The organism is Nocardia gipuzkoensis (assembly GCF_021183645.1).
Classification (GTDB): Bacteria; Actinomycetota; Actinomycetes; order Mycobacteriales; family Mycobacteriaceae; genus Nocardia; species Nocardia abscessus.
In genome coordinates, this window is the sequence record NZ_CP089225.1 from 682,595 (window position 1) to 706,876 (window position 24,282).

Below are 24,282 nucleotides of genomic sequence, written 5' to 3' on the forward strand. Positions count from 1 at the left end.
AGTGCGTGTGAGCACGGTGACCACGGCCGCGGACGCACTGATCGGCGCACTTCGAGACGACATCGACCGGCTCTCGGCCGCCGAGCCCGAGGTCAGGGCCGACGCGGAGGATTCGGTTCACCAGATGCGGGTGGCCACCCGCAGGCTGCGCAGCGTGCTGCGCTCCTACGGCACCCTGCTGGCCAAGAAACCGGCCGCCGCGATGAACGCCGAACTCAAGTGGCTGGCCGGCTTGCTCGGCGAGGCGCGGGACGCGGAGGTGCGCGCCGAACGGTTCGCCGCGCTGCTGGCCGAGCACGGTGAGCAGGCCCAGCCGGCCGATCTCGACGCGGTCACCGCACGCCTGGTGAACGCCGAGCGGGATCGCTATCGCGCGGCGCACGACGAGGTGCTGGCCGCGCTGGACGGCAAACGCTACCGCAAGCTGCGCGGCGAACTGGACCGGTGGCGCACGGCCCCGCCGCTGCGCCACTCCCGCGCCGAGGCGCCCGCGACGGACGTCTTCGGGGAGGTGCTGCGGCGTGATCTCGACCGGGTGGCGTCCCTCGTCCGCGCCGAACCCACCGTGGACCCGCACGAACGGGTCGAGCTGCTGCACGATATTCGCAAGAGCGCCAAGCGTTTACGTTATTCCTGTGAAGCAGCGGAGCACGTGATCGGGGACGAAGCCGCCGAGCGAGGCCGCCGAGCGAAGAAGCTGCAGACCGTGCTCGGCGACCATCGCGATGCGGTGGAGTCGCACAGCGCGATCGTGCGCCGGGCGGCCGAAGCCGCGGCGGCGGACGAGGATGCGGGCCTCTACGACATTCTCGCGGCCGCGGAGGACGCGGCGGCCGGTCGTGAACTGAGCCGCTACCCGGCCACCGCCGCCGCGCTGCTGGGATGAGTCGCCTCGGGTGACCGCACCGGTTCACGCAGGGTAGGCGAAGGACACCTTCCGTTCCCTCGGGTCCGCCGTCACCAACCGCACCCGTACCGTCTCCCCTTCCGGCGGCCCGCCCGCGCACGCCCCCAGCACCGGCGGATCGGCGATGAAGACCACGGCCGGGCGATTGCCGTTGGCCTCGCGCACCACGACGGCGTCGAACTCCGCGCCGGTCCGCCGCGCCAGCAGGGTGGACTCGGTCAGGTCGATACAGGCGCGTTCGATCTTGCCCGCTACGCCGTCGCTGCGCCGCATGGCCTCGGCCGCGCCCGCCAGCCCGTCCCGCACCCAGCTCGGCACCTCGGCGCCCGCGCACCGGGCCAGACAGATCTCGGTCGCGAACCGGTCCGACAACCGCCGCAGCGGGGCCGTGACGTGCGCGTACGGAGCGCCGATCGCACTGTGGCGCAGCACTGCCGGTGCGAGCGGCTCGCCTGCCGCGCCGTCGACGACGGTGTAGGAGGCTCCGCGCAGCAAGGTCGTCGCCTCGGACATCAGCACCAGCGCGGCGGGCGTGTTCGGGTCCAGCCGGGCCAGCATCCGCCCGACCGCTTCGCCGGCGGGCCAGGCCACGTCCAGCGCCTGCGCGGTCCGGCGCATCGAATCGATCGCGGAATCCGACGGCGGCGGCATGGTGCGCAGCAGCGCTACCCGCTCACCCGCGGGCGCGTCCGCGTTCAGCATGATCTGCGCCGCGCACATACCGGTCAGCAGCGAGACCTGCTCGTTCCAGTCGTCGGCGGCGGTGCGCGGTTCCACCACCAGCCGCCAGTGCCCGTCGGCGCGCTCGTCCTTGACGACGGCTTGCGCAGGCAGCCGCAGTCCGATCGCACCGCGCGCCAGCCCCGCCTCCACGCGCCGCGTGCCGAAGTCCGGCAGGGCCGCGATGGACGGATGCAGCCGACCGGCCTCGGCGTCGGCCTGGACGCGCGAGTAGTCGAGCCGGGCCCGGGAGCGCGCCAGCGCCCGTACCACGGTGAACCGCACCGGTTCGGCCTGCTCGTCGAGTTCGATGGTCCACAGCGCGACCGGACGCGTCCGGTCGGGAAGCAGGCTCGCGGACCCTTCCGACAGCGCGCGCGGGTGCAGCGGCACCGTGCCGTCGGGTAGATAGAAGGTTTGCCCCCTGGCGCCGGACTCTTTGGCGAGTGCGCCGTCGGGCGGGATCACGGCACCCACGTCGGCGATGGCGTAGTGCACGGTGAAGCCGCTGGGGGTGCGATCGATGTGCAGGGCCTGGTCCAGATCCATGGCCCCGGGTGGGTCGATCGTCACGAACGGGATGTCCGTGCGATCGACCCGGGCACCCGCGAACGCGTCCACCGCGTCGCGGGCCTCCGCGCCGGCCTCGGCAGGATATGCCGAGGCCAGCCCGAACTCGGAACGTATGGCGCCGAAATCGACCGGCGCCGAGACGATCCGCTGGTGCAGTTCCACGCTTCCGCGCCGGTCCTACTGCAGGGCCAGCATGGTGCCGTTCAACTGGTCGAACGGCCCGTAGACGGTGAACGTGACCCGGCCACCCGGCACCGAGGACGACACCTCGGCCGCCGCGTCCAGCGCCTGACCGAACGAGGCGGCGGACGGGTGCGGCAGCCCGGCGAGGGCCAGGCCGACGTTGTTCTGGTGCACGAATACCGTGTCGGCGGGACTGAGGTCGACTTGGACCCCACCCGGCAGCGGGGTCACCGCGACGGCGCCGGCGGAACCCGCACCCAGCACCGCGAAAATCGAAGCGGCGCCTGCGACCAATGCGCCGGCGACTATGGAGCGAACTACTCGCATATGTGTTGAGACCTGCTTTCCCGCGATAGAAGTATGAACGGCCCGGTGCTGCCCCGCACCGCGCCTTGCCAACGGCGACTACTTTATGACGTCGATCACGATCAGGGCCAGTTCCGCACGAATCGGACAGACCGTGATCTCGCCTGACGGCGCGAGTGCGCCCACGCTGCTAACGTGGCCCGCCGTGACGGGCGTCGCGTTCGCCCGCGCCTCAGGAAAATGTCCCGTACGTCGACAATTGGGAGTTCCACACCTATGTCATCAATTTTGTTCGACTACCTGCTGCCTCTGCTCGGCCCCGAGCAGGCCGCGTACTGGGCTCAGGTTTTCGTGATCAACCCGGTCTGACCGCGCGATTGTTCTCCCACTACTCGTCGCCTCCCGTTCACCTGACGGGAGGCGACGGTGGTTGTCGGCCGCTAGCATCCCGCTGCGTGACCAGAACTACCGCCGCGCTCGCGGCCAGCGCCACCCTCTTCGCCCTGCTCCTCACCGGTTGCGGGGACGACAAGCCCAGCGATGCCACCTCCCCCGCCACCACGACGGCGGCGCAGGCCACCGCCCAGGTCGACAGTGTCAAGGCGGGGGCGTTCGTCGTCAGCTTCCGCGGCGCGTTCCCCAAGCTGGCCAACGGCAAGGACGACGCGAAGATCGCGAGCATCCTGTCCGAAACGTGCGGCGACATCAAAGCGGGCAAATCCGAGGACGAGGTCGTCGCGAACATCACCAAGCGCGCGGGCGGCACCACTCAACCCAGCCCCGAGGAAGCCAAAGCGATCTACCAAATGGCCAAACTCATGTGCTGAGTTCCTGCCAGGCGTGCTTCGCACACCCGCCGATTCCTCGCAGCGCGCTCGGCGTGAGGAATCGAGCCGGTGTGCGAAGCAGGCCGTAGCGGGCGGACGAGTTGGTCTGTAAGCCGGATCCTGTCCCCGGCCGTGTGGCCAGGGGGCGACCATCCATCTGGACACTCCGTTGCCGGGTGCCTCGAGCGGTCCACCCGCAGGCTCGGGCGAGCAGCCCTCGAGCGCCTGCGCAGCCGCACCGCGAACGGTGTGACCTTCGACCTTGCTCCGGGCGGGGTTTACCTAGCCGCCCCGGTCACCCGGGGCGCTGGTGCGCTCTTACCGCACCGTTTCACCCTCACCGCACGGCCCGTCAAGGCCGTGGGCGGTCTGTTTTCTGTGGCACTGTCCCGCGGGTCACCCCGGGTTGCCGTTAGCAACCGCCCTGCTCTGTGGAGTCCGGACTTTCCTCGGCGCCGGGCGGCGGCACGACCGTGCCCGTTCCCAGCGCCGCGGCCGCCCGACCAACTCGTCCGCCAGAACAGGATACTGGGTACGGTTGGTGGCCATGGAACGTGTCGAGGTCGGCTTCCCTTCCGGAAGCGAACAGTGCGCGGCGTGGCTATATCGCCCGGATGGCGCACCCAAACCCCGCCCGCTAGTGGTGATGGGACACGGCCTGGGGGCCAATCGGGAAATGGGACTGGATCGGTACGCGCGGCGTTTCGCTGCCGCGGGGATGGCGGTCCTGGTATTCGACTATCGGCATTTCGGCGCCAGCCAGGGCACACCGCGCCAGTTGCTGAGCATCGCACGGCAGCGCGAAGACTGGCATGCCGCCATCGCGTTCGCGCGCACGCTGCGCGGCATCGATGCGACCCGGATCGCGTTGTGGGGCACGTCGTTCGGCGGCGGGCACGTGCTGTCGGTGGCGCCGGACGACGCCTACATCGCGGCCGTGGTCGCGCAGGTGCCGTTCACCAGCGGCCTGTCCTCGGCGCTGGCGAAGGGGCCGATCAGCCTGATCAAGGTGTCCGCCATCGCGGCCACCGACCTGCTGCTCGGGCCGATCCGGCGCAAGCCGGTCGGCATCCGGCTCGCCGGACGCAAGCGTTCCGCGGCGCTGATGAGCGCGCCGGACGTGCCGGAAGGGTTCCGCAGGCTCACCGACGAGAGCGAGACCTACGAGCCGAAAGTGGCCGCGCGCGTGGCATTCTCCGCACTCTTCGACGCGCCGGGGCGACGCGCGAAGGCGCTCAAGATGCCGGTGCTGTACGCGCTGTGCGACGACGATTCCGTGGCGCCGGTGAAATCGGCGCTGCGTGCCGCCGAACGCACCAAGCACGCGGTGGTGAAGCGTTATCCGGCCGGGCATTTCGACATCTATTTCGACGAGGTCTTCGAGAAGACCGTCTACGACCAGACGGAATTCCTGGTGTCGGTGCTGCGGCCCTAGGTGATCGTGGCCCGGCTTTGTCGCCGGGCCACATTTTCGGTGGCGCATCGTGAACGGAGTCGATCCCGAGCATTCCGCCCGGCGGTGATCGCCCCGCTGCGCCGCGAAGCATCGCCTCGTCGTGCTGGCCGAGGTTGTCGGTGCCCGGCGCTAAAGTCCCGAGCCATGAATTCAGCGACCGCTGCCGTCGCCGAGGTCGTGAATCGAATCGAGCCGCTCGACGAGGTGGAGCAACGGCACATCGAGACGACGCGGGCCTGGCTGGCGTCGACCGACGACATCTTCCGGCGGGTCAAACCGGCCACACCACCGCGGCACCTGGTTTCCTATGTCGTGCTGGTCGATCCGCAGGCACGGGCGGTGTTGCTGGGCAAGCATCGCCTCGCCGGGCTGTGGCTGCCGACCGGAGGGCATGTCGATCCCGGCGAGCATCCGCTCGAGACCGCGCGGCGGGAAGCGGCCGAGGAGATCGGCATCGAGGCACGGTTCGACCTGGTCGGGCCTGTTCCGCTGTTCCTCACTGTCACCACCACCGTCGGTTCGGGCACCGCGCACGAAGACGTCAGCCTCTGGTACGTCATCCGAGGTGACCGCACCTCCGGCCACACCCTCGATCCACGGGAGTTCGACGGTGAGCGCTGGTGGGATGTCGGCGAATTCGCCCTTCCGGACGCCGACCCCCACTTCGGACGTTTCCTCACCAAACTCGACACCGCACTGCGGCTCACCGCCGAGTGAGGCCGCCTCGAGTCGACGGCGGCCGCCGATGATGTCACCATGGCGCGAATGATTGTCAGGCTTGCGCGAGAGGACGACCTCGCCGGATTCCTCGAACTGGCGGGGCAGGTCGAGCACTGGTTCGGTGCGGCGGCCGACGACGCCGGCTTCCGTGCCGCGGTGCTGCGGCACGTCCAGCGCGGCACGGCGCTCGTCGCCCGGTCCGCGGGAGCGGAGGTGCTCGGCGGCATCATGTTCGGCGCGAAGCCGCCGGTCTATCGGGTGCACTGGCTGGTGGTCGCGGAGCAGGCGCGCGGGCACGGCATCGGCCGGGCGTTGACCACGGATGCGATCCGCCGATATGTGCTCCATCCGGGAACGCTCGAGGCGGTCACCTTCGGGCCCGATCATCCCGGCGCGGTGTCGAGCGGTGCGCGGGTGTTCTACCAGAAATTGGGCTTCCACCCTGCCGAGGACACGGCTGCCGGGCCGGAGGGCGGCTCCCGGCAGGTCTATCGACGTCGCGTCTGACGCGGGTCAGCGGCCGCGGAACGCGCGCCAGAAGATGAAGGCCAGGACCGAGGCGGGTATCGCGGCGAGGATGGGCTTGTCGCGGAGCGTCTCCAAGAGTGTGCGGCCCGGACCGCTCACCGGTCCGGGTAGTCCCGCCGCGCCACGTTCGCCCGCGGCGGCGGCGTCCGCCTGCACCTGCTCGGCGCGCTCGGTAGCGCGTCGCACGGACTCCGCGATCGGTGTGTCGTGCCAGCTGTCGTCCGCGGCCGACGGCAGCGCGGATTCCGGCTTCGCATTTCCTGCCGCGCCAGGGGCGTGGCCCGTCTTCGCGGCCTCAGGGATCTGCGCCGAGGTCACCGTTTCCGGCTCCCCCGCCGCACTCGCGGCACCGCCCGGCTGCGCAGCCGGGACCTCGGGAATCTGCGCCGAGGTCACCGTCTCCGGCTCCCCACCCGCGGCACGGCCCGTCTCCGGAATCTGTGCCGCATCACCTGCGCTGGGCTCGGCGTCCGGTACTCCGGCATCGGCACCGCTCGCCGCGGCAGGCGCATCCGCCGTTCCGCGCCCCGCGCCGGGCTCCGCGTCCCCGCTCGCTCCAGCGGCCACGCCGTTGGACGGCTGCACCGCATCGGGCGACGTGCCGGAGACCTCCGGGGTGCCCGGTGCGTCGTCGGTCCCCTTGTCCGCGGGTTTGCGATCGTTCATCGCTGTCTCCTGTCCTCGGCGTCGCGATGCGGGACGGATGTCTCGGCTGCCGTCGAGGCCCGGATACCCGGCGTATGGGCGGGCAAACCGGACTCGAGCGGCCGCCATTCCATCTCGAATTCCCGTCGCGGGTCGCCCGGGGCGACCGGCCCAACCACCCCGGTCCGCACGAAGCCGTGGCGCAGGTACAGCCGCTCGGCGAAGGAGTTGTGCTCGGCGAACTCCAAGCGGACCACCTGGTGCCCGCCCGCCACCGCCCAATCCAGCACCGCGCGAACCAGCCGGTCGGACACACCGGTTCCCCGCGCCCGCGGCGCCACCCACATCGAGATCAGGTGAACGCCACCGCGTTCCGGGTCGAGCATGCCCGCGACGGTACCCACCTCGTTACCGTGCCACTCGGCCAGGAACTGCGCCCGATCCGACAGGAGGTGCCGCCAATCGCTCTCGGTGCGGGCCTGCGCCTCGGCCAGCGTGCTACCGAAGAACTGCGGCGCGTCGGTCAGCGCCGCGAGCCGGACGCGCCGGAACACCGCCCAGTCGTCGGGAAGGAGCAACCTGATCTCGGGTGTGTAGACGTCCATCGGGACTTCTCTACGTGCTCGGTGTCGGCGTGCGCAACGGATTTCCGGCCCGTCGCTGTCCGGTCACCCCGCGGCGGGAACGATTCCGGTGTCACCCGAGCCTGCGCAGCCCGGCGAATTCCAGCCCGGCGAAGCTCGCTACCGCGGCCGCGCCGACCAGCAGGACCACTACGTCGAGACCGGTCAGGGCGAGCACATCCGAGCCGGCCAGCCCGAGCATCCCCACGGCCGACAGCGCGTTGACGGCGACGACCGCCTGCGCGTGGCGCGCGGAGATCGCCGGGCGCCGGGCGATCGACAGCAACGCGAGTGCGCCGCCCACCATGACGACGCCGAACACGATGCTCCAGCCGATCGGCAGTCCGAGCGGGTCGCGCAGTAGTCCGGCTCCGGCGAGCAGCACACCGCCGAAGAGTCCGGTGCTCCAGCCGTCCACGCGCAGCGCGGCGCGCAGGAACGCGGCGCGGTCGGCCAGGGTCGTGGTTCTCATTCGTACTCCTGTCAGTCGAACTGCCGGGGCCGATCGGCTCCCGGCACCAACCCTGCTGACCGAAGGTGGGTGTCTCAATAACCTCGGAGGTCATGGCCGCACCGCGCGACCGGGTGCTTAGCTGGTCGAGTGACATCAGTGCAGACCCCGTCGAGAGCGGGCATCCTGCTACGCGAATGGCGGCAACGGCGCAGGCTGAGCCAGCTGGATCTGGCGCTGGCTGCGGACACCTCCGCACGGCACCTGTCGTACGTCGAGACCGGCCGGGCCGCCCCCAGCCGCGCGATGGTGCTGCGGCTGTGCGACACGCTGGAGGTGCCGCTGCGCGAACGCAACACCTTGCTGGTGGCGGCCGGTTTCGCGCCCGCCTACCGGGAGAGCAGCCTCGACGACGCCCATCTCACCTCGGTCCGCGCCGCGTTGGACACCATGCTGACCGCACACGAACCGTACCCGGCGGTTGTCATCGATCGGCTGTGGAACGTGGTGGCGGGCAACGCGGCGATGAGTGTCCTGATGGATGGCGTCCCCGAGCACGTGCGGATGCCGCGGCCCAACGTGTACCGGCTGGTGCTGCACCCGGAGGGCCTCTCGGCCCGCCTGTGCAACCTCGCCCAGGTGCGCGAATCGTTCCTGGAGCGGCTGGGCAGGCAGGTCAGCGCGACCGGCGACGCGGAGCTGGCCGCGCTGTACGACGAGGTGTCCCGCTACCCCGCCCCACCGGAGGCGCCCGGTACGGAGGCCGAGGACGGCGCGCCGCCGGGCCCGTTCGAGGTGCCGATCCGGATCCGCACCCCGGCGGGCGAGCTGTCGATGTTCAGCACGATGGCCACCTTCGGCGCTCCGGCCGATGTCACCCTGTCGGAGCTGGCCATCGAATTGTTCTATCCCCTGGACGACTTCACCGCGGCCGTGCTGCGCGCAGCGGCGGCCGCGGTGAAGCCCTGAGCGGACCTCAGGCGTCCAGCATGGATTCGTCCCATTCCCGGTCCAGATCGGGGTCGGCGGCCGAGAGCACCTCGTCCAGCCGCAGCCCCAGCTCGCCGATGTTCGGCTCGGTCATCATGTTCAAGTGATCGCCCGGCACGTCGATCACGGTGAACCGGCGCGCAGCGTACCGTTTCCAGCCGTTGTCGGCGCTGTCGAACATGCTGCCGACGGTCTTGTGCGCCAGGTCGACGCCCGGCGGCAGGCCCTCGGTGGCGCGCAACAGGGTGATGTCACGGTCGTACGGCTCGAGTTTGTAGTCCAGCATCGCGGAGTAGTTGGCGAAGAACACCTCGTAGAGCCGCCGGATCGCCTGCGGCGAGCTGTCGGCGGGCAGGATGCCCGACCGCACCGACTCCTCCAGCATCGCCGCGAACAACTCCTCGGAATTGTGCACGTCGGGCTCGAAATCGACCAGGGCGGACTGGCTTCCCCGCGCGTACCAGAGCAGTTCGAGGAAGAACCACCGGATCAGTTTCTCCTCCGGGATCGGCGTTCGCGCGCGGGCGCGCAGCGCCATGGTGTCCAGCAGCGTCACGCTGGACACCTCGTGCTCGGGAAGCTGGCGGGCCATCTCCAGAGCGACATAACCGCCGAACGACCAGCCCGCCAGGTGGTATGGACCGTCCGGATGCACCCGCCGCACCGCCTCCAGGTACGACTCGGTCATCGCCGCGATGGATTTCTCCGGCGCGCTGCCCGAATCCGCCCCGGCCGCCTGCAACCCGTACACCGGACGGTCCGGGTCCAGGTATCGCGCGAGAGCCAGGTAGCACAGCACGTTGCCGCCGATCGGATGCACCAGGAACAGCGGTGGCTTGGTGCCACCGACGCTGATCGGCACCAGCGGGTCGAACGTGCGCTGGACGTCGCCCGACCGCACCAGCGCGGCGAGTCCGGCGGCGGTGGGCGCGCCGATGAACGCGTCCAGCGGCACCTCGACTCCCCAGCGGCGCGACAGCGCCATCACCACGCGCATCGCCCCGATCGAGGTGCCGCCCGCCGCGAAGAAGTCGTCGTCCACGCCGATCGCGCGCAGCCCCGCGTACTCGGCCAGCAACCCGACCGCCGACCGCTCGTACTCGTCGGCCGGTTCCCGCCGCGCCGCCACCGAGTCCGTGGTGTCCTCACCGTAGGCGCGCAGCGTGGCGTCGTCGCGTTTACCGCTGGGCGTGCGAGGCAGTTCGTCGAGCCAGACGAACCGCGACGGCACCATGTGCGCGGGCAGCACCGAGCGCAGGTCGTGCCGCAGCGCGGCGAAGTCGGTCTGTTCGGCCGCGCCGACCAGGAACGCGATCAGCGAACCGTCGATACCGCCGAAACCGCGGGCCACCACGGCGGCCTCGGTGATACCGGGGAACTTCTCGACCAGACCGAGGATGCACAGCTCCACCTCCGCCGGCTCCACCCGGAACCCGCGGATCTTGACCTGGCTGTCGCTGCGGCCCAGGCAGACGATGTCGCCGGAGAACAGTCGGACACCGAGATCACCGGTGCGGTAGCGGATTCCGCCCGCGTGCGTGGCGACGAACCGCTGCGCGGTGAGCGCGGGCCTCCCCTCGTAGCCGCGGGCGATGCTGCGGCCGCCGAGATAGATCTCGCCGATCACACCGTTCGGCACCGGGCGCAGCGCGCTGTCGAGCAGTTCCACGGTGTCACCGTCGACGGCGCGGCCGATGGGCGGCAGAGCGGGGAATTCGTCGGCGGGCCCGGTCAGCGTGAACTTGGTCGCGACGTGGGATTCGGTGGGGCCGTACTGGTTCTCCAGCACCAGGCCGGGAACCACCTTGCACAGCGCGCGGATCTCGTCGGTGATGCGCAGCTGTTCGCCGGAGGAGATCAGCACCTTCAGCTCGGTCGGGAACATCCGCCGCCCCACGGCAGCCTCGGCGAACGCCTGCAGGGCCACGTACGGCAGGAACAGCCGCTCGATGCCCTCCTCCACCACCGTGTTCAGCAGTTGCTCGACATCCGATCGCAGGTCGGCCGAACTCACCCGCAGGGTGGACCCGGCCGCGAGGGTGGTGAAGATCTCCTGGAACGAGACGTCGAAACTCAACGGCGCCAACTGCAGTGTGCTGAGCAGCCCGGTGCCGGTGGCCGCGCGATTCTGCCAGTCCACCAGGGAGGTCAGGCCGCGGTGCGGCATCGCGACCCCCTTGGGCTCACCGGTCGACCCGGACGTGAACAGCACGTAGGCCACCGCGTCGGGCGAGACATGGTCGGGCAGGAGCACATCCGCGTCGAGCGCGGAGTCGTCGAAGAGCGCGGCGGTGTCCAGGACCAAGGCGGCGTCGTCCACGATGTCGCGATAGGCGGCGTCGGCGATCACCCGGTGCGGGCGGGCCCGGTCGATCATGAGATTCAGCCGGGCCCGCGGGTAGCTGACATCCAGCGGAACGCACGCGGCCCCGATCCTGGTCAGCGCGAGCACGAGCAGCACCAGTTGCGGACGGCGCCCCATCAGGATGCCGACCCGGTCGCCGGGCGCCACCCCGAGTCCGACCAGGCGGCGCGCCAGCCGATCGGAGCGTTCGATCAGCTCGTCGTAGGTGACCGATTCGTCGTCACCGGCCAGGGCGACGCGGCCGGGGTTGAGCGCGGCGGCCTCGGCCACCAGTGTGCCCACGTCACGGGCGGTGGCCGGGCCGACGCCTCGGTCGATCACCGCGTCGGGGTCGGCGACGAGGCCTGCCAGCATGCGCAGCTGGGTCAGCGCCACCGTCTCGCACTGCTCGGCGGTCAGGGTGTGATCTCCGTTGACCCGCAACCACATCCGGCCGTCGCGCGGGTCGGTCGCCGCGGTCACCAGCAGCTGGAAATTGGTCTCCTCGCGGACGTCGAAGTCCAGCAGGCGCACGCCGTCCAGCACGAGCATGGGCTGGAAGACGTGGTAGTTGACGAAATTGAACGCCGTCTCGAAGACCGGCCCGCCGTCGGCGAGGATCGACCGCAGCGGGTAGCGGCGGAACGGATAGGCCTCGCGTTCCCGGCGCGCGATCTGTTCCACCGCCGCGCGCCAGGTGGTCGCGGTGCTGTCCAACCGGATCGGCAGCGTGTTGAGGAACAGCCCCGCCACCCGCTCGGCGCCGGCACGGTCCGGGCGGCCGTGGCTCACCACGCCGGTGGTGACGTCCGCGCGCCCGGTGAGCGCCCGCAACGCCAGGCAGTGCGCGGCCAGGTAGACCGATTTCTCCGGGACCTGGTGGCGCGCGGCGAACGCCGAGACCCGCTCGGCCAGCCGACGCGGCACCAGCGCACGCGCTTGCGGCACGCCTGCGCCCACCGGCTGGTGCACGCCGAGCGCGGTGAGCGCGGTGGGTTCGGCTCCGGCGAGGGCGGTGAGCCAGTACTCGCGGGCCGCGGTGTCGTGCGCGGCGCCCTGCTCGGCCTGCGCGTATTCGGCGAGCACGGTGGCCGGATGCGGCGTGGCCTCGATCCGGGTCCTGGTCATGCCGATGTGGTTCAGGTAGTCCAGCAGCAGTTCCAGCACCGACGTGGCGACGCTCCAGCCGTCCAGGATGGCGTGGTGGAAGCTCAGCACCAGGTCCACCGTGCCGACCGGGTTTTGAGGACCGGGGCGGACGAACACCCGGATGGCGAACAGCGCGGCGACCGAGATGTCGTAGTGGGCGTGGGTGCGTTCCTGGAGATAGATCTCGATCAGGTCTTCGCCGGTCGCCTCGTCCATATCGCCGAGGTCCACGATCTCCAGCTCGTAGGACGGCGCGACGTGCACGACCTGCAGCGGGACCGAGTGCCTGCTCAGTTCGAACGACGAACGCAGCGCGGGCTGGCGCCGCACGAGCCGGTCCACCGCTTCCCGGAATTGCGGTGCATCCCAAGGGATTTCGAGCCGATAACGGAATGCGTCCTTATAGGTGACCGAGTCGGCGCGCTCGATGCTGTGATACAGCATGCCCAGTTGCAAGGCCGTGGCCGGGAACGCGTCCTCGACCTGGTGCAGTGCGGCGCGGTCGATCAGCGGCACCGTCTGCAGGGGCGTCCCGATGTGCCCGCGGCCACCGTGCCGGTCGTCGCGCACCACACGGGCCAGCTCGGCGATGGTCGGCGCCTGGTAGAAGGCGTCCACGTCGAAATAGAGACCGGCGCGTTCGGCGGCGGTGCGCACGGCCAGGGCGAGGATGGAATCGCCGCCGTGGGTGAAGAAGTTGTCGTGTACGCCGATCGACTCGACGCCCAGCACCGTTCGCCAGACCCGCGCGAGCCGGGTTTCGACCTCGGTGCGCGGTTCGCCGCCGCCGGCGAACGGCTCGGCGCCGTGGCCGAGGACGAGTTGCGCGGCGAGCGCGCGGCGATCCAGTTTCCCGTTGCGGGTCAGCGGGATCCGGTCCACCCGGATCAGCCGGGACGGCACCATGTAGCGGGGCAGCGTGGCCGCGAGCTGGTCGGCGATCTCCTCGCCGGAGACGTCGGCTCCGACGAAATAGCCGACCAGTTGGACGCCGTGCGCCTCCGAGACCTCGTCCACCACGGCCGCCGCGCGCACCCCGGCGCAGCCGAGCATGGCGTTGTGCACCTCGCCGAGCGTGATCCGGTTACCGCGGATCTTCACCTGATCGTCGAACCGCCCCAGGTACTCGAGGTTGCCGTCCGGCAGCCACCGCGCCAGGTCTCCGGTGCGGTAGCGGCGGCGTCCGGGCACCGCGCGATCGTCGACGAACGCCGCGGCGGTCAGCTCGGGCCTGCCTCGGTAGCCGCGAGCCACGCCGACGCCGGCGATGTTCAGCTCTCCCGGCACGCCGACCGGCACCCGGCGGCCGGTGTCGTCGAGCACGAGCAGATCGATGTTGTCGATGGGGCGGCCGATCGGGACCACGTCGAGCGGGTCCTCGGCCGGGCAGTCGAAATAGGAGACGTCCACGGTGGCTTCGGTGGGGCCGTAGAGATTCACCAGCTGCGGCGCTGTGGCACCGGCCGCGGCGAAGACCGCGTGGAACCGGCGCACCAGCGCAGGCGGTAATGCCTCGCCGCTGCAGAACACCCGCCGCACGCTGCCGATCCGCGCGACCGTCGCCGGATCGGCCGCCAGCTCGTCGACGAACGCGGCCAGCATGGAGGGCACGAAGTGCAGCACGGTCACGGCGTGCGCGGCGATCGCTTCGGCGATGCGGCGCGGATCGCGCTCCCCGCCCGGTTCCAGCAGCGCCAGCCGGGCGCCGGTGATCGCCCACCAGAACAGCTCCCACACCGACACGTCGAAGGTGACCGGCGTCTTCTGCAGGATCACGTCCGTGGCGTGCAGGGGATAGCGCCGCTGCATCCAGGTCAGGCGGTTCACCACCGACCGGTGCTCGATCATCACGCCTTTGGGCACGCCCGTGGAGCCCGAGGTGTAGATGAGATAGCTGAGATCCGCCGGGTGCGAGACGTGTTCGACGCCGCGCGCCGGGCCGATATCGCCCACGGCGATCCGGGTGACGCCCAGTTTGTCGAAGACCGCTCGATGCCGCGGCCCCGCCGCGACGAAGCGCGCCCCGCAGTCGGCGAGCACCGTTTCGATGCGGGCGGCCGGGAAGTCCGGGTCCAGCGGCACGTACGCGCAGCCCGCGCGCAGCACGCCGAAGATCGCGACGAGCATCTCCGTCGAGCGGGTCAGCACCACCGGCACGCATTCGTTGCCGGTCGCGCCCAGCGCGCGCAGCTCGGCGGCGAATCCGTCGGCCAGCGCCGACAGTTCGCCGTAGCGCAGCGGCTGCTGCCCCGAGCCCGCGACCGGTTCGATCGCGACTCGTTCCGGATGCCCGGTGGCCGTCTCGGCGAACAGCCGGTCGATCGTGGTGTACGGGAACTGTTCGCGCGGACCGGATTCGAACGCCGCGATGGCGGCCAGCTCGCGAGCGGGCATCAGCGGCAGCGCCGAGACCGGCGCGCCGGGCCGGTCCAGCGCCGCCACCAGCAGGGCGCCGATGCCGCGCACCACCGACTCGAACGGGAAGTTCGCGTCGAAGACGTCTCGGTCGTAGTAGAGCTGGAGGTTCAGCGAGCCGTCGCGGGCATGCTCGACGCCGAGAATGTTCAGCGCCTCGAGCACCGTGCCCGGATTGACGATGTCGAGGGTGCCGAGGATCTTGTCGAGGTGATCCGACGGCGGCATCTTGATGTAGGAGTACGCCACGTCGAACAGCGGCGGCGCCGTCGGATCACTGTTGAGCGCACGGGCCAGGTCACCGTACGGAAAACGCTCGTAGCGCTTGAGTTCCCGGATCTGCGCGGCCACCTCGGTCACGACCGCCGACAGCGGCTCGGCCGGGTCGACCCGGATGCGCAGCGGCACCACGTTCGTCCGGTGCCCGGAGGTGCGGAAGGTCTCCGCGCTGTTCCGGTTGAGCATCGGGACCCCGATCACCACCTCCTCGGAGCGGTGGATGGTGGTCAGGTAGGCGGCGAGCGCCGAGACGGTGAACGCGAAGACGGAGAAGCCGGTGGCCCGGATCCGGTCCAGGAACGCCGGTTCCACGACCACGCGTCTGCGTCCCCGGTTCACGTTCGGGGTGCTCGCACGGCCGGAGAACAGCGCGGGGACCACGCCTTCGAAACGGCGCACCAGCGCGTCCCGGTCCGCCACCCACTGCGGCGAGGACAGATATTCCTCGTGCTCGGCGGCGATCTTGCGGTAGGTGGCCGCGCCGCGGTCGGTCTGCTCGGTCGCCGGGTCCGGCTCGGCGAGCAGTTCCAGCGGCAGATCCGTGCGGCTGTAGTTGTCCACCAGCGCGCTCCACAGCGCGTTCACGCCCCAGCCGTCGATCATCGCGTGGTGCATCGCCACGTAGAGATGGAAGTGGTCGGGGCCGTCGACCAGCGCGGCGATCCGGAACGGCTGCCGCGGCGGGGACGGTGTCACGTTGGCCCGGTTCACCCAGTCCCGGCGGGCGGCGGCGGGGTCGGACGCCCAGCTGAGATCGACCAGTTCGACTTCCGGTAGCTCGTCGGACACCCACTGCCAGAAACGGCCGTCGGAGAATTCGAACCTCAGCCGCAGTGCGTCGTCACCCAGCAGGGCCTTGCGCACCACGGCCCGCAACCTGGCCATATCGAAAGGCTCGTCGAGGAACGCGCAGTAGGCGTTTCTGGTGACCGGCGCCGGGGCATACCGGTAGGCGACCGACAACACGTCTCGCTGGTACGCGCTGACCGGCCAGGCCTCGGGAGGTCTCTCGGAAGTAGCACTCGGTTCGGATGTCACAGTCACTCCTATCGCGACAGTCGCGGCACCGGCCGTGCGCGGATCTACCCAAGCCCACCCTGATCGCTGACACGCAAAGCTGCTACCACACTTATCCAGTTATCGATATCGCGAATCACGGCATCGGCTGTGCCGATGCCGCGACTCTGCTGTTGTATCGCGGTGTATGCGGGCAGGTCAGCAAGCCGACAGCAACGCGCGCACGCTTTCGTCGGCGAGACGGACGGCTCGATCGCGCGAGACCGCGGGCTCGACGTAGCCGATGTTGAAGGACAGCTCGTTGTGCGTCGCGTTGGCGGTGGCCATGATGAAACCGCTGACGGACATGCCGGAGACGAACTGCGCCCCCTCCAGCTGCCAGGAGCCGACCTTGTCCGGGAAGGGATAGCTGCCCAGGTAGGTCATACAGAGATGACCCGGGCCGCGGGTGTCCATGAGTTTCACCGTGGACGCGCTGGCGGCCACCGACTTCGGTGCGGCCACCTTCAGCAGATTCAGTGCGGACAGGTGATCGCGTCGCTGCATCCGCGCGCCGTACTCGCGCTCGATCTCGGCGGCGATCTCCCACAGCGAGGCCCACGGCGCGTACTTCGCCGGGGTGGCGATCATGCCCTGGTACGTGCCGACCTCGGTGTCGGCGGCGGCGCCGTCGAGATGGCCGCGGAAGTTGACCGAGCTGCCGACGGTGAACCAGACGGCCTTCTCGGTGCCCGCTTCCCTGGCCGCCGCGATCAGCAGCGCCGCGGACAGCGCCGCCTGCAGGCCGACGCCGTGGCGGGCGCAGCCTGCCGTGAGGGCGTCGAGCCGGTCGGCGTCGAGGCTGCGATGCACGACCCGGCTGCGCCGCTGCGCGGGGGGCGCCAGCGAGGTGGGCTCGAGCCTGCGCGGCTTGCGCAGCTGCGACTTCTGGTCGCGCAGGAACGAACCCGCGGTGCGCAGCGCACCGCCAGCTCCCTGGAAACGCGGCGGGAACAGCTCCTCCGGCCCCGGCCGCACCGGCGCGGGCGCGAAGTCGGCCGCTTCCCCGGCGGCCACCTGAAGCACCTGCTTGGCCACCGACAGCGCGCTCTCCCCGTCGGCGATGGCGTAGTGCAGCGTGACGATCAGCTCGTTCGTGCCGTCGGTTTCCTTGATCAGCACCGCCCTGGCCAGCGGGCCGGTACGCCAGTCGAACGGCTCGCGCAGTTCCACCTCGTCGGCCTCGGTCAGCCAGTTCGTGCTGTCCTCGGATTCGATCACGCGCAGCGGAATCGGCGCCTGCACCGGCACGAAACGCGGTGCGGTGCCGTCCGGTTCGGCGGCGACGGCGACCCGCAGGAGCGGATGTCGGCGCTGCACCTCGTCCAAGCCTGCGCGGATCTGCTCGACCTCGACGTGCCCGCGGATCCGCACGCGCGACAGGATGTGCAGCGGCGCGAGCTGATCGGCGATCCAATGCCAGCGCTCGACCGGTGACAGCGGGCGCGGCAGCCGGGCGGTCGGCCCGTCCGGCGGCGGGAAGGACATCGGCTTGCCGAGCTCACGCAGGAAGAATTCGGTGGGCGCGTGCCGGAAGTAAGTGTCGCGCACCCGCACCAGACGCGGGTCGGTGGTCTGCTCGATCTTGGCCAGCGAGGCCGATCCGTTGACGAACATGGCGGTGCGGTCGGCGCGCAGTTTCTCGTAACGGCGCAGGCCCGCAACCGGATCCAGGGAGTTGCGCAGCACGCTCGCCAGCACCACCGCGTCCTCGATGGCCGCGTTGGCGCCCTGGCCGAGGCTGGGCAGCATCGGGTGCGCCGCGTCGCCGAGCAGCGTCACCCGGCCGCGGCCCCACTGCGCGAGCGGCGGACGGTCCTGCGCGGGCACGGCCAGGATCGCCGATTCGTCGGTCTGCTCGATGCAGGCGCGCACCTCCGGCGCCCAATCGGCATACGCGCGCAGCAGGTCCTCCTTGCCGCCCTGCCAGTTCGCGGCCTCGTCGGCGGGCAGCGTCTTGGTGCCCCACCAGTACACCCGGCCGTGGCCGATGTCGTGGATGCCGAAACGCATTCCGGTGCCCCAGAAGTGGGCCGAGAGCCCGCGGGCGACATTGGGATGCTCGAACGGGATGCAGGCCAGCCAGCACACGAAATTGCCCGGGCGCGGCTCGGCGCGACCGTGCAGCTGAGCGCGCACCACCGAGTGGATGCCGTCGGCGGCGACGAGCAGATCACCCTCGGCGACCCGGCCGTCGGAGAATTCGACGCGGACGTGTTCGCCCTCGTCCTCGAAGCGAGTGGCCTGCGCGCCAACGTAAGTCGGCGTGTCGCCGATCGCGCGCAGCAGTACGTCATGGAGGTCGGTGCGGTGCAGCGCCACGGCGGGGGCGCCGAGCTGGGCATCGAGCCGGTGCACCGGAAGCACCCGGATCGGGCTGCCGTCGGGGTTGCAGAAACGGAAGGTCTCGACCCGGCCGCCGCGTTCGAGCAGTTGCTCATCGATGCCGAGGCCGAGGGTGCGCAGCGCGTTGATCCCGTTGGCCTGCACCGAAAGTCCGAATCCCTGGGCCCGCAGCTCCGGCCCCGCTTCGTAGAGTTCGACGCCGAAACCCGCATGCCGCAGGGCGGCCGCGGTGGTGAGCCCTCCGATCCCCGCCCCGAGAACGACAACCTTGATCGGACTGCTCATCGAACCTGCACTCTCATCGAACCACTCGACGGCACAGGAGCTTCCTACGACGCGGCCTGCGGGCGTCACTGCCCGCGAGCCATCGTCCCCTGAACAGCACTGACCGAGGACGCTGCGTCGACCCCGACCAGGCAACCCGGTAGGACGCCTGTGCCTGACCGTCCGGAAGCCTACCGCTACTCGGCGCGCAAGGCAGAGTTGAAGTGAGATTCACCGCATCGCTCAAATGTGAAACGCAAATGTGTTGCAATAGGGCATAATTCGCGCTCCGCGCACCGCATATGCCCTCGATTCGGGCTCGGCGGCGTCCTCAGAGGTAGGACGTATCGTTCACCAGACGCACCGAAGACCCGCCGTCGGGATAGAACTCCGCTATCGATAGCGACGCCAGATCCAGATGCAATCGATACAGCAACGCAGGACCGACATCGAGGGCCAGCCGCAGCATCGTCTTGATCGGGGTCACATGACTGACCACCACCAGGTTGGCGCCGGGGTACCGCTCGAGCAGGTCGCGCCGAGCCGCGTCCACCCGCTCCGTGACCTCCTCGAAGCTCTCCCCATCAGGCGCGGCGACGGCGGGATCACCGATCCAGCGCGCGTGCAGATCGGGGTCGCGCCGCGCGGCCTCCGCGAAGGTCAGTCCCTCCCACACGCCGAAGTCGGTCTCGATCAACCCGTCGTGGACCTCGACCGGAACTCCGAGCGCGGCGGCCGCCGCCTCGGCGGTCTCCCTGGCGCGGCCGAGCGGAGAACTGACCACGGCCGTGATGCCGCCTTTGGCGGCGAGCATCTTCGCGGCACGGGCGGCCTGCTCCCGGCCCAGCGGGGTGAGCGGTGGGTTGCCGCGACCGGAATAGCGACGCTGCACCGACAACTCGGTCTGGCCGTGGCGAAGCAGCAGCAACCGGGTGGGACGACCGGTCGCGCCGGTCCAGCCCGGGCTGTACTCCGCGGGTTTCGCCTGCTCGGGGTGTGCGTCCCTGACTTCGTCGATCCAGCTCGGCCGGTCGTGTTCGGTCACCGCGAGCGCCGGATCGGCGGCCTCGGTCGACCGCGTGTCCGCGGCGGTCGCACGGTCGACGCCGGTGCCCTCGTCCATGGCCTCGTTCGCCAGTCGATCGGCGGCGGAGTTCTCCGCGCGGGGGATCCAGGTGTAGGTCACCCGGGCGAACCCGGCGGCGATCCTGCGGGCGCGGTCGGCGAGCGGGATCAGGGCCGCGTGCTTGATCTTCCAGCGGCCGGACATCTGCTCGACGACCAGCTTGGAATCCATGCGCACCACCACCGACTCGGCGCCCAGTTCCGCCGCCGCCTCCAATCCGGCGATCATTCCGCGATATTCGGCGACGTTGTTGGTCGCGATGCCGAGGAATTCCCGCCGCTCGGCGAGCACCCGGACGTGGTCGCCGTCGTAGACCACCGCGCCGTACCCGGCCGGACCGGGATTGCCCCGCGAACCGCCATCGGCTTCGACGATCACTTCCGAAAAACTCATCGCCGGGCTTCCCCGGCACCCGCTCGCGGTGAGCTCACAGCCCCGATTCCTTGGTCCGGACCAGAATCGCGCCGCACTCCGGGCAGCGCACGACCACGTCGGGCGCCGTCTTGGCGATGCGCGCGATCTCACCGCGATCGAGCTCGATACGGCACGCCCCGCAGCGGCGAGCCTGCAGCAGCGCGGCGCCGACGCCGTGCTGTTCGCGCTGACGGTCGTAGATCGCGAGCACTTCACCGGGCAGCTTCGCCACCACGGCGGCACGGTCGTTGTGACAGCGGGTCTGCGCCACGTCCAGATCCGCCAGCGCCTCGTCGCGATGCCGCTGCGCGGCCGCGAGTTCGTCCTCGGTCTTGCTCAGCCGGGCGCCCGCGTGCTCGTGGTCGGCGGCGGAGGCCTCCCGCCGCTCCATCACCTCGAGCAGTTCGTCCTCCAGGATCGAGCGGCGGCGCTCCAGACTGCCCAGCTCGTGCTGGATCTCCGAAAGCTGTTTGGCGTTCACCGTTCCCGCGGTGAGCATGCCTTTGTCGCGGTCCTCGCGCTTGCGCACCGCCTCGACCTCGCCCTCCAGCTTGCGAATGTCGCGGTCGAGGTCGTCCAGCACGATCTCCACCGCCACCGCGGCGTCTTTGTGCGCGTTGCGCTCGGCCTCCAGCCGGGCCACCTCCTGCTGCTCGGGCAGCACGGTGCGCCGGTGCGCGATCCGGGTCAGCTCGGCGTCGACGGAGGCGAGCCGCAGCAGTGCGGCCTGGATCGTGGGTTCGACATTCAACGCGGACAAACTCCTGGAGGGGGTGGACGGGACTGGTGTTCAACCGTACCCCGCCGGGCCGGTGGACCGGCGTCAGCCGCCGACGGTGCGGGTTTTGATGGCATCCCGGGAGATGTAGACGTCGTATTCGCCCGGCACCGCGATCACGGCGTTGCCGTAGGCGGAGCGGACGAACGGCTCGGTCCACCAGCGGCCCTCGCGCATGTCGGCGAAGAAGTCCTGGTCGCCCTCGTTGAGGAAGATCTGGTTCTGCGTGGTCGCGACGCCGTCGAGGCGCTGGCCGTACAGGCGGCTGATCCGGTAGCCGGAATGGAAGCCCAGGGCGTTCACCCACGGTTCCAGCTCGACGATGCCCGATTGCAGTACCCACATATCGCCCTCGACCCGGTAGGTCTTGCGCTGTTCGGGGTGGTCGTCGTCGCCGTACAGGGTGAGGTCGACGTCCAGTTGGTGTTCCTGCCCCGGCACCGGCTTGGCCACCACATGGGCCGCCTTGATCTCACCGGTCAGTCCGAGATACGTCTGCAGCAGGGTCGCGATCCACAGCAACACCACAGCGACCAGCAGCAGCGCGAGCCCGCCCGTCCCGCGCGCGAGCAGCGGCCGCATACCCACCCGGCGCGCGGCGACCAGACCGGAGACGATCAGCGCCACACCGACGACCAGCAGCAGGATCAGCCCGATCTGCACGAGCCCGAAATCAACCGGGAAGTTCATGCGGTAGTTGTACCCCGCACGAACTACTCGATTCACCCGAACCGCCCAACCCTTTACGGCCCCGGGCGGACACGCCCCGACACGCCGTGCTCAGTTCGTCGCCGGGACAACGGCATCGGACGCAGACGCTCGGTGCTCAGCTGGGCGAACGCACCGTCCACGGGTCGGTGCGCAAGGTGGACACCCTGGTCTCCAGGCTGGGCAGTGCGCTCCGGACGAGCGCTTCGGCCTGCGCGCACCAAGGGAATTCGGTGGCCCAGTGCGCGGCGTCGACCAATGCGGGACCGCCCGCGCGCAAGTGCTCGTCGACCGGATGGTGGCGCAGGTCGGCGGTGACATACACGTCGACGCCGAGCCTGGTGGCCCTGTTCAGGTAGGAGTCGCCCGCTCCCCCGCACACCGCGACGGTGTAGACAGTGCGGTCCGGGTCGCCCGCGGCGCGAACGCCCCACGCGGTGTGCGGGAGCGAACGGGCCACGCGATCGGTGAACGCGCGCAACGTTTCCGGTTCGGGCAGCGTGCCGACCCGGCCGATGCCGAGCGACGACGGCAACTGGGCGCGTTCACTGATGTGGTACGCCGGGTCTTCGTAGGGATGCGCGGCGCGCAGCGCGGCGAGCACGGCCGAGCGCACCGCGGGCGGGGCGACCACCTCGATCCGTTCCTCGTCGACGTGCTGGAGTTCGCCCAGCGTGCCCTGCGCCGGAGCCGCGTCGGCCACCGGACGGAACTGCCCTGTCGCGGGCACCCGCAGCGCACAGTCGCAATAGTTCCCACTCCCGCCCGCACCGGCGGCGAAAAGCGCGGCGAGCACGGCCTCGGTGTGCGTGCGTGGTACCTGGACCACCCAGTTGTCCACGGCGGACTCGGGTTTCGCGTCCAGCGGTCCGGTCACCGTGAGACCGAGCGCCGCGGCGAGCGCGTCGGAGACACCGGGAGCGGCGGAGTCGGCGTTGGTGTGCGCGGTGAACAGCGCGCAACCGGAACGGATCAGCCGGTGCAGCAGTGCGCCTTTCGGCGTGCTCGCCGCGACGGTGTCGACGCCGCGCAGCAGGAGCGGGTGGTGCACCACCAGGGCCTGCGCGCGCCAGTCGATCGCCTCGTCGACGACCGCCGCGGTCGCGTCGACCGCGAACAGCACCCGGGTCAGCTCCTCGGCCGGGTCACCGCAGACCAGGCCGACCGAGTCCCACGACTCGGCCAGCGCGGGCGGGTAGGCCGCGTCGAGCACCCCGATGAGATCCGCGAGCGTGGTCATCGTCCACCTTCCTTCACATCGCTCCTGCACTGCTTCGCTCGTTCCCCGACTGCCCGGTGCTGGTTCGAGCGCCGCGCGGCCTCCCGCGCACCGGGCGCCCGAGATCGCCGTGCGGCGCCCGCGTCCGCTCGGCGCTCGGCATCGGGTCCGCGACCCGCCTCGCGCGGCCGAAACGCGCTCACCGGACATCCGCCGACCGGATCGCGGCGACCAGCCGATCGACCTCCGCGCCGCCACGGACCGCGACCCGCAGATGATCCGAGCCGAGGCCGGGGAAGGTGTCCGCGCGACGGACCGCGATGCCCTCGGCGGCCAGATGTTTGCGTAGCAATTCGCCGTCCGCCACGCGCAGCAGCAGGAACGGGCCCTCCGCCGGGAGGTGGACGTCGACGCCCACGCCGGTCAGACGCTCGATCATGGCGGCGCGATGCACCGCGAGCGTCTCGGCGCCGCGCGCGGCCTCGGCGACGGCCGCCGGGCTCGCGGTGGCGGTGATCGCCTCCAATTGCAGGGTGCCCAGCGGCCAGTGCGGCCGCCCGTGGTCCAGGCGCGCGAGAACGTCGGGCGCCCCGAGGAAATAGCCGCAGCGCAGACCGGCCAGCGCCCAGGTCTTGGTGAGACTGCGCAGCACGAGCAGGTCGGGCGCGGAGTCGGCGGCGAGGGATTCCGGCTCGCCCGCCACCGCGTCGGCGAAGGCTTCGTCGACCACGATGACGCGCCCCGGCCTGCGCAGGGCGCGGATGGTGTCGGCCGGGTGCAGCACCGAGGTCGGGTTGGTCGGGTTTCCCAGCACCACCAAATCGGCCTCGACGGGCACCGCCGCGGGATCCAGCCGGTAGGGCGGCCGCAGCACCACCCTGGTCACTGGGACGCCGGCCTCGCGCAGCGCGAGTTCGGGCTCGGTGAACGACGGGTGCAGCACCGCGGCCGAGCGCGGGGCGAGGCGGGGCAGCATCGCGAAGCCTTCGGCGGCGCCCGCCAGCAGCAGCACCTCGCCGGGAACGCGGCCGTGCCGGGCCGCGACCGCGCGGCGGGCGGCTTCGGCGTCCTCGGCGCTCGGATAGCGGCCCAGATCGGACAGCCGCGCGGCCAGACGGCGCCGCAGCCACTCGGGCGGCGCGATCCCTTGCACGTTCACCGCGAAATCGAGCATGCCCGCCCGCGCGTCCACGTCGCCGTGGTGACGCAGTTTCGCGCGATCGACGGTGTCCTCGGCCACGAGAACACACCCTAC

18 protein-coding genes and 1 other RNA gene are annotated in these 24,282 nt (G+C 70.6%); 6 read left to right on the forward strand and 13 right to left on the reverse strand.

The window, feature by feature from the left end; genetic code table 11:
* Positions 1 to 16: 16 nt before the first annotated feature.
* Entirely contained in the window at positions 17 to 886 is an 870-nt protein-coding gene (locus LTT66_RS03155; RefSeq protein ID WP_233068976.1) for a CHAD domain-containing protein, read from the forward strand.
* 24 nt (positions 887 to 910) lie between these two features.
* Here LTT66_RS03155 and LTT66_RS03160 read toward each other — a convergent pair whose 3' ends face one another.
* Together LTT66_RS03160 and LTT66_RS03165 are read right to left on the reverse strand one after the other, a co-directional pair.
* The gene (locus tag LTT66_RS03160; RefSeq protein ID WP_233063634.1) at positions 911 to 2,362 is read right to left on the reverse strand and encodes an RNB domain-containing ribonuclease; all 1,452 of its coding nucleotides are present in this window, start codon (positions 2,360 to 2,362) and stop codon (positions 911 to 913) included.
* A 15-nt stretch (positions 2,363 to 2,377) separates the two neighbouring features.
* On the reverse strand, positions 2,378 to 2,647 hold the full coding sequence (locus tag LTT66_RS03165; RefSeq protein ID WP_233063635.1) for a hypothetical protein: 270 nt from the start codon (positions 2,645 to 2,647) through the stop codon (positions 2,378 to 2,380).
* Positions 2,648 to 3,144: 497 nt separating this feature from the next.
* Here LTT66_RS03165 and LTT66_RS03170 point away from each other — a divergent pair, with 497 nt between their 5' ends.
* On the forward strand, positions 3,145 to 3,516 hold the full coding sequence (locus tag LTT66_RS03170; protein WP_233063636.1) for a hypothetical protein: 372 nt from the start codon (positions 3,145 to 3,147) through the stop codon (positions 3,514 to 3,516).
* Between the two features lie 93 nt (positions 3,517 to 3,609).
* Here the strand turns inward: LTT66_RS03170 and rnpB are convergent.
* An RNA gene (gene rnpB, locus LTT66_RS03175) (RNase P RNA component class A) lies at positions 3,610 to 4,027 on the reverse strand.
* Positions 4,028 to 4,063: 36 nt separating this feature from the next.
* On the opposite strand from rnpB, the gene LTT66_RS03180 reads away from it, so the two are divergent.
* The 3 genes from LTT66_RS03180 (at position 4,064) to LTT66_RS03190 (ending at position 6,199) form a co-directional block, all read left to right on the forward strand.
* Positions 4,064 to 4,951: an alpha/beta hydrolase gene (locus LTT66_RS03180; protein WP_233063638.1), complete on the forward strand. Its 888-nt coding sequence runs from the start codon at positions 4,064 to 4,066 to the stop codon at positions 4,949 to 4,951.
* A gap of 165 nt (positions 4,952 to 5,116) precedes the next feature.
* Positions 5,117 to 5,689 carry an NUDIX hydrolase gene (locus LTT66_RS03185; protein WP_233063640.1) on the forward strand — a complete coding sequence of 191 codons (573 nt, stop codon included), beginning with the start codon at positions 5,117 to 5,119 and terminating at the stop codon, positions 5,687 to 5,689.
* 48 nt (positions 5,690 to 5,737) lie between these two features.
* Entirely contained in the window at positions 5,738 to 6,199 is a 462-nt protein-coding gene (locus LTT66_RS03190; protein ID WP_233063642.1) for a GNAT family N-acetyltransferase, read from the forward strand.
* Positions 6,200 to 6,205: 6 nt separating this feature from the next.
* Here LTT66_RS03190 and LTT66_RS03195 read toward each other — a convergent pair whose 3' ends face one another.
* The 3 genes from LTT66_RS03195 to LTT66_RS03205 form a co-directional block, all read right to left on the reverse strand.
* Positions 6,206 to 6,886: a hypothetical protein gene (locus LTT66_RS03195; protein WP_233063644.1), complete on the reverse strand. Its 681-nt coding sequence runs from the start codon at positions 6,884 to 6,886 to the stop codon at positions 6,206 to 6,208.
* Complete coding sequence (locus tag LTT66_RS03200; RefSeq protein ID WP_233063646.1) at positions 6,883 to 7,470, reverse strand: GNAT family N-acetyltransferase; 588 nt, start codon at positions 7,468 to 7,470, stop codon at positions 6,883 to 6,885. Before LTT66_RS03200 ends, LTT66_RS03195 begins: the two co-directional genes overlap by 4 nt.
* A gap of 91 nt (positions 7,471 to 7,561) precedes the next feature.
* Positions 7,562 to 7,960 (reverse strand): hypothetical protein, encoded by a 399-nt coding sequence (locus LTT66_RS03205; protein WP_233063648.1) that lies wholly within the window; start codon positions 7,958 to 7,960, stop codon positions 7,562 to 7,564.
* A 129-nt stretch (positions 7,961 to 8,089) separates the two neighbouring features.
* Here LTT66_RS03205 and LTT66_RS03210 point away from each other — a divergent pair, with 129 nt between their 5' ends.
* The gene (locus LTT66_RS03210; protein WP_233063650.1) at positions 8,090 to 8,908 is read left to right on the forward strand and encodes a helix-turn-helix domain-containing protein; all 819 of its coding nucleotides are present in this window, start codon (positions 8,090 to 8,092) and stop codon (positions 8,906 to 8,908) included.
* 7 nt (positions 8,909 to 8,915) lie between these two features.
* Here the strand turns inward: LTT66_RS03210 and LTT66_RS03215 are convergent, their stop codons facing one another.
* From LTT66_RS03215 to cobC, 7 genes are all read right to left on the reverse strand, one after another.
* Positions 8,916 to 16,154, reverse strand: a complete 7,239-nt coding sequence (locus LTT66_RS03215) for an amino acid adenylation domain-containing protein (RefSeq protein WP_233063652.1) — start codon at positions 16,152 to 16,154, stop codon at positions 8,916 to 8,918.
* A gap of 177 nt (positions 16,155 to 16,331) precedes the next feature.
* Entirely contained in the window at positions 16,332 to 18,803 is a 2,472-nt protein-coding gene (locus LTT66_RS03220; RefSeq protein WP_233063654.1) for an FAD-dependent monooxygenase, read from the reverse strand.
* A 310-nt stretch (positions 18,804 to 19,113) separates the two neighbouring features.
* Complete coding sequence (locus tag LTT66_RS03225; RefSeq protein WP_233063656.1) at positions 19,114 to 20,301, reverse strand: bifunctional RNase H/acid phosphatase; 1,188 nt, start codon at positions 20,299 to 20,301, stop codon at positions 19,114 to 19,116.
* 34 nt (positions 20,302 to 20,335) lie between these two features.
* Positions 20,336 to 21,073 carry a zinc ribbon domain-containing protein gene (locus LTT66_RS03230; protein WP_181720597.1) on the reverse strand — a complete coding sequence of 246 codons (738 nt, stop codon included), beginning with the start codon at positions 21,071 to 21,073 and terminating at the stop codon, positions 20,336 to 20,338.
* 72 nt (positions 21,074 to 21,145) lie between these two features.
* Positions 21,146 to 21,790: a hypothetical protein gene (locus LTT66_RS03235; protein ID WP_233063658.1), complete on the reverse strand. Its 645-nt coding sequence runs from the start codon at positions 21,788 to 21,790 to the stop codon at positions 21,146 to 21,148.
* 136 nt (positions 21,791 to 21,926) lie between these two features.
* A complete protein-coding gene (locus LTT66_RS03240; protein ID WP_233063660.1) occupies positions 21,927 to 23,048 on the reverse strand; it encodes a Nif3-like dinuclear metal center hexameric protein in 1,122 nt (373 codons plus the stop codon).
* Between the two features lie 178 nt (positions 23,049 to 23,226).
* Positions 23,227 to 24,267 carry an Rv2231c family pyridoxal phosphate-dependent protein CobC gene (gene cobC, locus LTT66_RS03245; protein ID WP_233063662.1) on the reverse strand — a complete coding sequence of 347 codons (1,041 nt, stop codon included), beginning with the start codon at positions 24,265 to 24,267 and terminating at the stop codon, positions 23,227 to 23,229.
* Positions 24,268 to 24,282 lie beyond the last annotated feature (15 nt).